Source organism: Flavobacterium sp. ZT3R18 (genome assembly GCF_007097385.1).
GTDB lineage: Bacteria > Bacteroidota > Bacteroidia > Flavobacteriales > Flavobacteriaceae > Flavobacterium.
The window spans coordinates 134,015-146,836 of the sequence record NZ_VJZS01000007.1; the positions used below are offsets into that span (position 1 = coordinate 134,015).

Annotated in this window: 10 protein-coding genes; 5 read left to right on the plus strand and 5 right to left on the minus strand. The window is 33.7% G+C overall.

Going from position 1 to position 12,822, the window contains the following annotated elements:
• Positions 1-113: 113 nt before the first annotated feature.
• The 4 genes from FNW52_RS09980 (at position 114) to FNW52_RS09995 (ending at position 3,205) form a co-directional block, all read left to right on the plus strand.
• Positions 114-701, plus strand: a complete 588-nt coding sequence (locus FNW52_RS09980; protein ID WP_143377321.1) for an RNA polymerase sigma factor — start codon at positions 114-116, stop codon at positions 699-701.
• 21 nt (positions 702-722) lie between these two features.
• Complete coding sequence (locus tag FNW52_RS09985) at positions 723-1,334, plus strand: anti-sigma factor (RefSeq protein ID WP_255515555.1); 612 nt, start codon at positions 723-725, stop codon at positions 1,332-1,334.
• Positions 1,318-2,379 (plus strand): DUF4097 domain-containing protein, encoded by a 1,062-nt coding sequence (locus FNW52_RS09990; RefSeq protein ID WP_143377322.1) that lies wholly within the window; start codon positions 1,318-1,320, stop codon positions 2,377-2,379. Before FNW52_RS09985 ends, FNW52_RS09990 begins: the two co-directional genes overlap by 17 nt.
• 100 nt (positions 2,380-2,479) lie before the next feature.
• Entirely contained in the window at positions 2,480-3,205 is a 726-nt protein-coding gene (locus FNW52_RS09995) for a head GIN domain-containing protein (RefSeq protein ID WP_143377323.1), read from the plus strand.
• A 34-nt stretch (positions 3,206-3,239) separates the two neighbouring features.
• Here the strand turns inward: FNW52_RS09995 and FNW52_RS10000 are convergent, their stop codons facing one another.
• The 5 genes from FNW52_RS10000 to FNW52_RS10020 form a co-directional block, all read right to left on the minus strand.
• Positions 3,240-4,565: an MFS transporter gene (locus FNW52_RS10000; protein WP_143377324.1), complete on the minus strand. Its 1,326-nt coding sequence runs from the start codon at positions 4,563-4,565 to the stop codon at positions 3,240-3,242.
• A 158-nt stretch (positions 4,566-4,723) separates the two neighbouring features.
• Positions 4,724-6,631, minus strand: a complete 1,908-nt coding sequence (gene glgB / locus FNW52_RS10005) for a 1,4-alpha-glucan branching protein GlgB (protein ID WP_143377325.1) — start codon at positions 6,629-6,631, stop codon at positions 4,724-4,726.
• 218 nt (positions 6,632-6,849) lie between these two features.
• Entirely contained in the window at positions 6,850-8,784 is a 1,935-nt protein-coding gene (locus tag FNW52_RS10010) for an alpha-1,4-glucan--maltose-1-phosphate maltosyltransferase (protein WP_143377326.1), read from the minus strand.
• Positions 8,785-9,074: 290 nt separating this feature from the next.
• Positions 9,075-10,355, minus strand: coding sequence for a glucose-1-phosphate adenylyltransferase (locus FNW52_RS10015; RefSeq protein ID WP_143377327.1), 1,281 nt, complete (start codon positions 10,353-10,355; stop codon positions 9,075-9,077).
• Positions 10,345-11,775 carry a glycogen synthase gene (locus FNW52_RS10020; RefSeq protein ID WP_143377328.1) on the minus strand — a complete coding sequence of 477 codons (1,431 nt, stop codon included), beginning with the start codon at positions 11,773-11,775 and terminating at the stop codon, positions 10,345-10,347. Before FNW52_RS10020 ends, FNW52_RS10015 begins: the two co-directional genes overlap by 11 nt.
• A gap of 177 nt (positions 11,776-11,952) precedes the next feature.
• On the opposite strand from FNW52_RS10020, the gene FNW52_RS10025 reads away from it, so the two are divergent.
• Entirely contained in the window at positions 11,953-12,816 is an 864-nt protein-coding gene (locus FNW52_RS10025; protein WP_143377329.1) for an alpha/beta hydrolase, read from the plus strand.
• The last annotated feature ends 6 nt before the right edge of the window (positions 12,817-12,822 follow it).

Consider the following 12,822-nt stretch of genomic DNA (forward strand, 5'->3'; position numbering starts at 1 on the left):
TAAGGTTTTTAAAATATAAACAATACATGTTTTTTTATTATCGTTAAAAAAAAATAACAAACTGTAACAAACCAAAAACTTTCATGTCTTTACTACAAATCATTACTATTTAATTGAATCTGATCCATCAAAATATCGAAGAATTAATTTCGCTTTGCAAAGAGAATAATCAGAAAGCACAATTTGAGATTTATAATCGCTATTGCAAGGCGATGTATAATGTGGCCTATCGAATTGTGAAAGACGAGCATTTTGCCGAAGACGTGATGCAAGAAGGCTTTTTGAAAGCATTTACCAAAATAAATGACTTCAAGCAAGAAGTTGCCTTTGGTGCTTGGTTGAAAAGGATTATCGTGAATTACAGCATTGATTTTTATAAAAAAAACAATCAATTTCAACAGGAGGATTTCGAAAAAAGCCTTTATAAAATAGAAGGAGACGAAAGTGATTCGACAGAAAACTTTGATTTTAACGATTTAAAAGTCAAGCAAGTTTTGGAAACCATTCAGTCCTTAAAATACAATTATTCGATGGTTTTGACCTTATTTTATATTGAAGGTTACGATCAGGAAGAAATAAGCGAAATTCTTAAAATTAGTTATGCCAATTGTAGAACAACTTTGAGCAGAGCTAAAGAAAGTCTAAGAAAAAAATTAAATACGAACGAAATGACATGCTTAAAAATTGATAACAATCAATGATGAAATGTGAAACGAAGTTCGATGATACTTATAAAATTAGAATTAATCATCTATTTGATAGGATCGATTAAAAACAGTAAATACCACAATATGAAAATGAAAAATGAAAATGAAAAATTAGATCAATTATTTGAGCATTTAGAAAACCAATGGGATGTTCAAGAAATTAACAGCCATCATCTAGAACGATTTTCGGAAAAATTAGCTCTAAAAAAACAAAAAAAGAATTTCGGTTTTATTTACGCCATAGCGGCATCAATAGTGGTTATGTTAGGGATTTCATTATTTTACACCAACAATGAAAAACCACAGGATCTCAAATTTGCTTCTAAAGAAACCAAGCAAACCGATTCGATTTTTACCGTTTTGATTGAACATCAGTTAGACCAAATTAAAGCTAAAGAATCACCAGAAAATAAAAAAATCATTAGCGATGCCCTCAAACAAATGAAAGCATTGGATAGTGATTATGAAAAAATTAAACATGAATTAGAAATCAATGGAGAAAGCAAACAAATTATTTACGCCATGATTAGTAATCTTCAAACCCGAATTTCTTTTCTTCAAAATGTTTTGCAACACCTTGAAGATTCCGAAAAACTAAAAAAATTAGACGATGAAAAAACAATATAGATTACTCCTGCTCCTAGTTTTAATTCCCTTTTTAGGGTTTTCTAATGATGATTTTACCTATTCAAAACAACGAAACATCAAGAAAGCCTATATTGTAAATAGTGATGCCGGCATCAACATAGACAATTCTTATGGAACTATTTTTGTTACCACTTGGGACGAAGATAAAATAGAAATTGATGTTCTTATTAAGGTTAGTGGTGATAGCGAAAAATGGGTCAATCAAAAATTAGCTGGAATCGATGTTGATTTTATTGCTTTAAAAAGTATGGTTACAGCAAAAACCGTTTTTGTAAACACCAATACCAAAGGTAATGGAAGAAATAACAACTTTGAAATCAATTACACCATTAAAATCCCTAGAAACGGAACCGTAAAACTAAACAACAAATACGGGAATATCAGTACTTCCGATCTCTTTTCTACGACTGATATTAACTGTAAATATGGGGCAATTAATTTAGGGAAGTTAAACGGGAGCAGCAATACAATTCAGATTGGGTATTGCTCTAATTCAACTATTGAATACTTAAAAAATGCAGGGGTAACCTCTAAATATTCGGAATTAAAAATCGATGCAGTATCCAAACTCGACTTGCTTTCGGATTATTCTGAAATTGAGATTATTGAAGGTAATGATGTGAAGTATAATAGCAAATATGGAAGCGTAAAAATTCAAAAAGTAAATTCATTAGACGCAAATGGAAATTATTTGTCTATTGATATTGGCTCTCTATCAAATCAATTAAAATTATACACCAAATACAGCAACGTTTCTATTGAGGCTATTCAGGCCAAAGCCAATAATGTTACCATCGTGGCGGGATATACTGGTGTTGATATAGGCTTTCAACCCAATTATGTTTTCGATTTCGATGTATCTGTAAAGTATGCCGACTTTAAATATGGCAACGAATTGGATGTAAGTTCAAAAGAAGAAACTAATTACACTAAAAAAGTGAGCGGTTTTTACAAGAAAAAAGGAGTAAACAAGATTACAATCATTTCCGATTATGGTAATGTAAAATTGTTCAAAAATCCATAATCAATGGGTAATTCAATGGCAATTTCAATGGCAATGACAAATTTAATAATAAGTTCAAATACAGTTTCAATTATCAATCTTAATTTTTAAACAATCAAAAATGAAAAAACCAATTCAATTAGTCGTTTTAAGTGCTATGTTTTTTACAACAATCGCCAATGCACAATGGTCAAATAAAAGAGTAAAAGGAAACGGAAAAACAATTACCGAGAAGCGGACTACTGCAGGGTATGACGAAATAAATGTATCTGGTTTTTTCGATGTAGTTTTAGTTTCAGGAAAAGAAGGTGCAATAACCATTCAAGGGGAAGAAAATTTACTGCCTTATGTTAAAGTGGAAGTGGAAGGAAATGTATTGAAAATTCACACTGAGAAAAATATAAGTATCAGCACCAACAAAGGAATCGTTCTGACAGTACCATTCGAACAAATTAGTTTTGTTTCTCTTTCGGGCTCAGGAGATCTTAAGTCAAAAAGTACTATTGTTGGTTCAAGTTTTAAAGCAAAATTATCAGGTTCTGGTGATTTAACTTTAGATGTTAAAACTACTACTTTTGAAACTAATCTAAGTGGTTCCGGAGATGTTGTTTTAACTGGAAATTCGGATAGTTTTACTTCTAAAATATCGGGCTCAGGTGATGTTGATGCGGTAAATCTAGTAACTAAAAATTCAAATTTAACAGTTTCTGGTTCGGGAGGTATGAAAGTAAATTGTAGCGAAAGTTTATATGCCAGAGTTTCTGGATCTGGAGATATTGCTTATAAAGGCAATCCTAAAACGAAAGACACCAAAGTCAATGGCTCTGGTGAAATTTCAAAAATATAATCAGAAATTAAATTTTATAGACTATTGAGAGGCTTTATTTTAAAGCCTCTTTTTTTGGCACTCTTTTCAACAAAACAATACCAATAATAAAAAAGACTCCCAAAAATACAGTTGCAAATCTTGGACTTCCTGTAATTTGGTCTATAATTCCGTAGACGCACATCCCAATAACAATACCCACTTTTTCGGCAACATCATAAAAACTGAAAAATGAAGCGGTGTCTTCGGTTTCCGGCAATAATTTAGAATAAGTAGAACGAGACAACGCCTGAATTCCTCCCATTACTAGTCCCGCAAAGCCCGCCATAATATAAAACTGTATAGGCAAAACAATAAAATAAGCTGCAATACATAAAATAACCCAAAAACAATTAATTACTATTAGCGTAGGGATATTTCCAAATTTATCGGAAGCTTTGGAGGTTAGAACAGCACCAAGAATTGCTACCAACTGGATTAACAATATGCAAATGATCAGCCCCATTGTACTTTGGCTTTTAGATTCCCAAGCAATTTCTTGCGTTCCAAAATAGGTGGCAACAAGCATTACCGTTTGTACAGCCATACTGTAAACAAAAAAACTAAGCAGGTATTTCTTCAAGATAATATTCTCTCCAAGCAAACCCCATACTTTTTTTAATTCTCTAAAACCATTAAAAATAACGTGGTGTGTCACTTTTTGGTCTGCATTTTTATTCCCTTTCGGTAAAAAATAATAAGTGTATTGACTGAAAACAATCCACCAAATTCCAACCATAACGAAAGAATAGCGCATTGCTTTCATGGCGGCTTCTCCTTTGGTTCCTGATATCCCAAAAAGGTCTGGCATCATTACCATAGCCAGATTAATAATCAATAAAATAACACTTCCTGCATAACCAAAAGAATATCCTTTGGCACTTACATCGTCTTGTTGTTCCGCAAAAGCAATATCTGGTAAATAGGAATTATAAAACACCAAACTTGCCCAAAAACCGATTAAACCTAAAAAATAAAAGAGCAATCCGATGTAAATATTTTCTAAACTAAACCAATATAACCCTACACATGATAAAGCTCCTAAATAACAAAAAAACTTCATGAATGATTTTTTATTACCCACATAATCGGCAATACCAGATAAGAATGGCGAAATCACTGCTACTACTAAAAATGCCGCTGCAGTAACAAAACTAATTAATGCCGAGTTTTTAAAGCTTATACCAAAAACAGAAATATAATGGTCTCTGTCAGAAAATAAAGCTTCGTAAAAAATTGGAAATATAGCCGAAGAAATAACTAATGGATAAACTGAATTTGCCCAATCATAAAAAGCCCAAGCATTCAATAATTTTTTACTCCCTTTTTGTAATTGCTCCATGCTTTTGTTTTTTTTGATGCGAATATATCCATTTTAAAAATATGTTTTATCCGATTGACATTAATTTTGCAACTATTACAGAAGTTTTCAGTCTCAGTCTCAGTTTTCAGTCTTAGTCTCGTGAGAACTACGACTGAACACTGTGGCTGAATACAATATCACGAAATCTTAAATACCCTTACGCTAAGTGGCGGAATTAGTAAGGATGTTGAATATTCTTTCCCGTCATAAGGAGAAGTTTCTATTAAAAGTTTATTGGTGTTTTGAACCCCACTTCCTCCAAACTCAAGGGCATCGCTATTAAACACTTCTGTAAGTTTTCCTTTCTTGGGCACACCAATTCGGTAATTTTCTCGGACAACTTGGGTAAAATTAAGCACCACTATTAAATCATCCTTGGGATCATTTCCTTTTCGGATAAAAGACATAACGGCATTCTCATGATCTGAATAATTAATCCATTCAAAACCTTCTGGACTGAATTGTTTTTCATGCAAAGCAGGCTGTGTTTTGTATAATTCATTCAATTTAGTAATCAATAATTTGACACCATTATGAAAAGGATATTGTAATAAATGCCAATCCAAACTGCTCTCAAAATTCCATTCGCTGCTTTGTCCAAATTCAGATCCCATAAACAATAATTTGGTTCCAGGATGCGTAAACATATAGCCATAGAGCAACCTTAAATTGGCAAATTTTTGCCATTCGTCTCCGGGCATTCTTCCGGCTATGGATTTTTTTCCGTACACCACTTCGTCATGTGAAAGCGGTAACATAAAATTTTCGGTATAGGTATAGGTCATAGAAAAAGTCAAATCATTTTGATGGTATTTTCTATAAACCGTTTCTTTTTGGAAATATTCTAAGGTATCATGCATCCAGCCCATCATCCATTTCATTCCAAACCCCAATCCACCATTAAATGTTGGTCTGGAAACCATAGGAAAAGAGGTGCTTTCTTCGGCAATGGTCTGTACACCTTCATAATTCGAGTAAACGGCTTCATTAAAATCTTTTAAAAAACTTATGGTATCTAGGTTTTCTCTACCTCCGTAAATATTAGGTTCCCACTCCCCTTCTTCTCGGGAATAATCTAAATACAACATAGAGGCAACTGCGTCTACCCTAAGTCCGTCTACATGATAGTGTTGCAGCCAAAACAGTGCGTTACTGATTAAAAACGAACGTACTTCATTTCGTCCATAATTAAAGACTAAACTTTTCCAATCGGGGTGATATCCTTTTCTACGATCCGGATGTTCGAATAGATTAGAACCGTCAAAAAATCCTAAACCATGTGCGTCGTCTGGAAAATGGGATGGTACCCAATCTAGAATAACGCCAATACCCGCTTGGTGTAATTTATCTACAAGAACCATAAAATCCTGTGGTTCCCCAAAACGGGAAGTTGGCGCAAAGTATCCAATTAATTGATAACCCCATGATGGATCATACGGATATTCCATAACTGGCATGAACTCTACGTGGGTAAATCCAGTTTCTTTTACGTATTTTACAAGATCCTCGGCAAATTCTAAATAGGTCAAAAACCGATTTTCTTCTCCGTGTCGTTTCCATGAACCCAAATGTACTTCATAAACCGAATAGGGTTTATCTAAGTCATTATGCTCTTTGCGGGTTTTCATCCAGTTGGTATCTTTCCACTTATAATCAAGATCCCAAATTACGGAGGCTGTGTGTGGCGGTTGCTCACAATAAAAAGCAAAGGGATCTGCTTTTTCAGTAATTAAATCTCCATTATTGGATTGTATTCTATATTTATAGATAGATCCTTTCTCTATTCCGGGAATAAAACCTTCCCAAATACCGGATGAATCCCAGCGTACTTGCAAGTCGTCTTCTCCTTGTGTCCAGTAATTAAAGTCGCCAATTACAGAAACCGTTTTTGCAGATGGCGCCCAAACAGCAAAATAAACTCCTTTTACTCCATCGACATCAATTATATGAGCACCTAATTTTTCGTAAAGTCTAAAATGTTTCCCTGCTTTGAATAAATCAATATCAAAATCTGTAAAAAGCGAATAGGTTTGTACTTTGTTCATTTTTTTGTTTTATTTTTTCTTGTGGAATAGTAGGGCAAACGGATAAAAAAAAGTTAACACGAATTAGCACTAATTTTATCTACCCTTGGCAGATTCGTGACCCGAGCGAAGCGAACAGACGAAGTAAATAATATAGCATCCAAATTCGTACTAATTCGTGTTAAAAAAATTAATGCATTTGCTCTGCTAAAAAAGTATTTAATTTGTTTTATCCGCCATTATTTCTGTATTTTAAATAAATGAAAAGGCAATTCAGGAGAAAGTTCTACATAATTCCACTCTTTATCCCATAAATAAGTGTTTCCGGTAATCAAATCAGCAACATGAATGGCTTGACTTCCTATTTCTTTTACAGGCAGTTTTACCATGGCTTTAGCGGTATGAAAAGCATCTAAGCTTACTACCATCAAGATTTCGTTTTGTTTGTCGTCATCAAATTTGTAGTAAGCGATCACTTGGTCATTATTTGTCTCACAAAAAACAATATTATTAGTTTGTTGTAAAGACGCCTCCTCTTTTCTAATCGCATTGACACGACTTATTATGGAGGTAAGTTTGTTTTGTTTATCCCAATCCCATTTGTAATACTGGTATTTTTCAGAATCTAAGTATTCTTCTTTTCCATGTGACATTGGGATGCAAACCATATATTCGAAAACAGGGCCATAAATTCCAACACTCGAACTTAATGTTGCAGCAAGGAAATATTTATGCAAATGCACCGATTCATTGCCACTTTGCAATGCATAAGGGTTGATGTCTGGGGTGTTGGGCCAAAAATTAGGTCTGTAAAATTCTTTTTGTTCCGTTTGGGTTAACTCCTCAACGTATTCGGTTAATTCTTTTTTAGAATTTCTCCATGTAAAATAGGTGTACGATTGGCTAAAACCTTGCTTCGCCAATTCGTTCATAATTTTAGGGCGTGTGAAAGCTTCTGCCAAAAACAAAACGTCAGGATGTTTTTTCTTGATTTCAGCAATCAACCAACCCCAAAAATAAAAGGGTTTAGTGTGTGGGTTGTCAACTCTGTAGATTTTTATATTACACTCTTCAATCCAAAATAAAGCGACATCCAATAATTCTTTCCAAAGATTTTTCCAGTCGGTACTTTCAAAATAAATAGGTTGAATATCTTGGTATTTTTTAGGGGGATTTTCGGCGTATTGCACCGTTCCGTCTGGTCTCCATTTAAACCATTGCGGAAAATCTTTCACATAGGGATGATCAGGAGCCGCTTGAAGCGCATAATCCATAGCAACTTCAATACCTAAATCTTGAGCTTTTTGCACTAATTGTTTAAAATCGGCTATCGAACCTAATTCGGGATGAGTCGATTTGTGTCCACCATGATGAGAGCCAATTCCCCAAGGCGAACCCACATCTCCAGATACCGCATGGGTAGCATTGTTTTTTCCTTTTCTGTTTACTTCCCCAATTGGATGAATTGGCGGAAAATATAAAGTGTCAAATCCCATTGCGGCAACACGTGGCAATAGTCTTTCACAATCTTTAAAAGTTCCATGTTTACCTTCTTCAGCCGACGCAGAACGTGGAAAAAACTCATACCAAGTGCTGAATAAAGCTTTTTTTCGATCTACATAAACTTTCAGTTCATTTGATTTGTTTTCTAATAATCGAACGGGATATTTTTTGAATATTCGGATTAATTCATGAGACTTAGTTTCTCGTATCGCATTTTCATATTCGGATTCTGTTGTAAAATAATGGTTTAATCGATTCAGGTATTCGTTTTCGGAAGCATCGACAACATCTAGAATAGCACGAACATACTCGACACCTTCTAACAGCTCAGACTTGACATGCTGATTATCATTAATTTTTCGTTCGGTACCATGCTGCCAGTTTAATGCATAATCTACCCAACCTTCAATGCAATAGGTATAGAATCCTTGTTTTTCAACTTTGAATTCAGCTATCCATTCGTCATTATGAGTGGGAGTCATTCGAACTTCTTGCCATTTATCTTCGGCTTCATGTTTGAATTTAACACAACATTCTAAAACATCATGTCCATCTGAAAATACGGCAGCACTAACCACTACTTTCTGTCCAACAATTCTTTTTATGGCAAAACTACCACAATCTAATTGTGGCGAAACATTTTCTATTATTATACGGGTTTGATTCTGCATTTTATACTTTTTGGTTCTATAAACATTTAAATCCTCTGGATTTCTCTTATTTTAATGACATTGAAAAAACTCAAGAAAACAAGATTATTTGTAACTATTCATCCTGCATTAAATTAACATTGAATTTAAAGAAAAACAGACACAAATTACACAAATTTACACAAATTGTATTGTGTGTTTTTCGTGAAATTAGGATCGATTTTAATCCACAATTCGTGTTAATTCGTGAATCCCGATAACCATCGGGACGTGTCCCTTTTTTGTTAGGTTGAATAGTTGCCATTAATTTATTATTTAATGACAAAACCATCAGGAATAATGGCTCCTTTTCGAATAACTATAATCCCTTCCTTGATGCAATACAATTCATTCGTAGTATCGGCCAAATGCTTACCGCCTTTGATATAAACATCATTTCCAATCCTGCAATCTTTATCTACAATCGCATTATGAATAAAGCATCTTTTACCTATACCAATCAATGGGATATTGTTTTTTATATCTTCATTCATATCATCAATATGTTGGTATAAATCATTACCCATAACATAGGAATGCTGAATAACGGTGTCCTCGCCTATTCGGGTTCTGTTGCCAATAACCGATTTAGTGATTTCTTTAGAATGAATAATGCAACCTTCAGAAATCAATGATCGTTCTACCATTATTTTATGAAACTTGGATGGCGATAATAAACGGGGTCTTGTGTAGATTTTATTATCATTATCAAATAAATTAAATTGTGGTATATCATCGGTTAAACCAATGTTAGCCTCAAAAAACGATTCGATATTACCAATATCTGTCCAATATCCTTCGTATTGATAACTCAACACTTTCTTATTCTCAACCGCTTGCGGAATGATTTCTTTACCAAAATCTTTTGTGTCTGGATTCGACATTAAATCGATCAATAATTTTCTGTTGAAAATATAGATTCCCATTGAAGCCAAGTAGTCTTTGCCTTGGCTCTTCATTTCGTCACTAACCTCCGATTTCCAATCGGGTAATAATTCTTTTGCTGGTTTTTCGATAAAAGATTCAATGAAATTTTCTGAATTGGTTTTTAAAATTCCAAATTCAGGGGCATCTTTATCGTTTACGGGTAAAGTAGCAATAGAAAGATCAGCATCGGCTTCGATATGATCATCAAGCATATCATTAAAATCCATTTGATACAACTGATCTCCAGAAAGAATCAAAGCATAATCAAATTCGTGGTTTAAAAAGTGAGGCATACATTGCCTTACAGCATCAGCAGTACCTTGAAACCAAGTGGGATTATCGGGAGTTTGTTCGGCGGCCAAAATATCAACGAATGACTGACTAAAAATACTAAAGTTGTAGGTGTTTTTTATATGGGCATTTAATGAAGCCGAATTAAATTGTGTCAATACAAACATCCTATAAATATCGGAATTCATACAATTTGAAATTGGAATATCAACCAATCTGTATTTTCCCGCTATTGGCACAGCCGGTTTAGACCTACTAGCTGTTAATGGAAATAATCTAGAACCTTGCCCACCACCTAAAATAATAGCAATAACATTTTTTCTTTTAGTTTTCATTTCGTTTAGTAATAATTAAATTATATAATTCGATATATTCTTGACAAACACGCTCCCAAGAATGATCAGTACTCATTCCTTTTATTCTAATTTTATTAATGCTTGATTGATCTCCATATAACTTTATGGCTCTTTTGATAGCGTCACAAATATCTTCGACAGAAGCTTGATCGTGACATATTCCGTTGCCGTCATCTCCAAAATCGACAACAGTATCTTTTAACCCGCCAGTTCTTCTCACTATGGGTATTGTACCGTATCGCATGGAATACATTTGATTCAAACCACAAGGTTCTACTCTAGATGGCATTAATAGGAAATCAGATCCGGCATATATTTTATGTGCTAAAGCTTCATCATAACCGATAAAGACATTGAAAGATCCTTTATAATCGAGGGATAATTCAGTAAGTTGATTTTCAATTTCTGAGTTTCCAGAACCCAAAACAAGAATATTTATAGCTTCATTATTTTCAGACAAAGCCAATTTTGACGCTTGGGGCAATAAATCGGCTCCTTTTTCATCGTATAATCGACCAATAAAACTAAAAAGGGGCTTGGTGGGATCTAAATTAAAAAGAGTACATAATTCCTCTTTATTTTCTTGTTTTCCTTTTTCTTGGGTTGCTATAGCATAATTTAGATCTAACATTGGATCTTTTTCAGGATCCCAAACTTGATTGTCAATTCCGTTAAGAATCCCCTTAGACTTGTGACGAACCATTCGAAATAAAGATTCAAGTCCATTTGCCGAATAGTTTATTTCATTCAGATAACTAGGCGAAACGGTTGTAATGGCATCTGCACATTTTATCCCTGCTGCCAATGAATTAATGCAGTTTCCCCATTCTAATACGTTTACATGTACCAAATCAAATTGTGGTAAATAATGTAATTTGTCAAATCCAAATTGTCCTTGATACAACCCATTATGAATGGTAATCACGGTTGATGTATTTCTTAATTTCTCATATTTAAAAGCATAAGTCATCATAAAAGGAATCAAACCAGTATGATGATCGTGACAATGGATCACATCGGGAACCGTTCCTCTACCGATAATCCAATCCAGAGTTGCAATTTGAAAAGACAAAAAACGCTCAATATCGTCTTCATAACTATATATATTAGGTCTGTCGAATAGTTCTGGGATTTCAACTAAATACAATTCAAATCCCAATTTATTTGTAGACTCTTTAAGCACACTAAATGGAAAGTTAAATTTCCCCAATTGTAAAGTGCTCCAATGCACACATTCAAAATTATTTTCCTTTCTAAACGAGTTATCATAACAAGGAATAACAACTCGAACTTGGGTTTCTGCAGTATTTTGATATTTTGGTAAGGCTCCAACCACATCGGCTAAACCTCCCACTTTTGCGGCAGGGTAACATTCTGCTCCAATGTGAAATATTTCCATTTATGATGTTTTATGCATTTTTACCAAAATAATTTGATTTTTTTATGTAAAAGTTAAATTTTAATTGAATAAACACAACAATATAAAATTAAATAAACTTTAAATTTACATTACTTTTATGTTTTAAATTTAACAAATAAAAGTAAGATAAACTCTTTATTTTCAATAATTACCAATATGGCAATAAAACCCTCAAAACAAACAAAACCTTTAGAAATTCCTAGATTTATAGTACTTTTCAGTAAGGTTATCGCTTTTTTATCAACAAAACTAGTTACAGCTTTTACATTCAAATTATTTACGACTCCAATACGGCATAAGACTCCAAAACGCGAAATGGAGCTGGATCAAAAAAGTATTCAAACGCTACTTACCGTTCCCTCCATAAATAAAAAAATAGTGGTTTACCAATACGGCGTAAGCGAAAAAAAAGTTTTACTGGTTCATGGCTGGTCCGGAAGAGGCACACAACTATGTAAAATAGCCGATGAGCTATTAAAATCGGGCTATTCAACCGTTAGTTTTGATGCCCCAGCACATGGAAAATCCCCCGGAAACTCATCAATTATGGTTGATTTTATTGATTCAATACTCGAAATTGACAAATTATATGGTCCGTTTGAGATTGCAATTGGACATTCATTAGGTGGTATGTCTGTGCTAAATGCCATAAAAAAAGGCTTTTTTGTTAAGAGAGCAGTCCTTATTGGAAGCGGAGATATTGTGCAAGACATAATTGATGATTTTATCAAAAAATTAGAGTTAAAACCAGAAATCAGCACTCAATTATGTTTGTATATTGAAAATAAATATGGGGGTAGTATGGATGATTACAGTGCTTACAGAGCAGCCTCAAATACGGAGATTCCCACTTTGGTAATACACGATGAAAATGATCCCGAAGTTCCTGTAAAAGCAGGAATTCACATTCACAAACATCTAAAAAATGCGGAATTAATGATCACAAAAGAATTAGGGCATAGAAAGATACTTGCAGATCATCAGGTAATTGAAAAAATCATTAATTTTATTAAAAAATAAGTAACT

Coding starts and splice junctions, on each gene's coding strand:
- FNW52_RS09985 (WP_255515555.1), top strand. CDS start 723: ATGATACTTATAAAATTAGAATTAATCATCTATTTGATAGGATCGATT.
- FNW52_RS09990 (WP_143377322.1), top strand. CDS start 1,318: ATGAAAAAACAATATAGATTACTCCTGCTCCTAGTTTTAATTCCCTTT.
- FNW52_RS09995 (WP_143377323.1), top strand. CDS start 2,480: ATGAAAAAACCAATTCAATTAGTCGTTTTAAGTGCTATGTTTTTTACA.
- FNW52_RS10000 (WP_143377324.1), bottom strand. CDS start 4,565: ATGGAGCAATTACAAAAAGGGAGTAAAAAATTATTGAATGCTTGGGCT.
- glgB (WP_143377325.1), bottom strand. CDS start 6,631: ATGAACAAAGTACAAACCTATTCGCTTTTTACAGATTTTGATATTGAT.
- FNW52_RS10010 (WP_143377326.1), bottom strand. CDS start 8,784: ATGCAGAATCAAACCCGTATAATAATAGAAAATGTTTCGCCACAATTA.
- FNW52_RS10015 (WP_143377327.1), bottom strand. CDS start 10,355: ATGAAAACTAAAAGAAAAAATGTTATTGCTATTATTTTAGGTGGTGGG.
- FNW52_RS10020 (WP_143377328.1), bottom strand. CDS start 11,775: ATGGAAATATTTCACATTGGAGCAGAATGTTACCCTGCCGCAAAAGTG.
- FNW52_RS10025 (WP_143377329.1), top strand. CDS start 11,953: ATGGCAATAAAACCCTCAAAACAAACAAAACCTTTAGAAATTCCTAGA.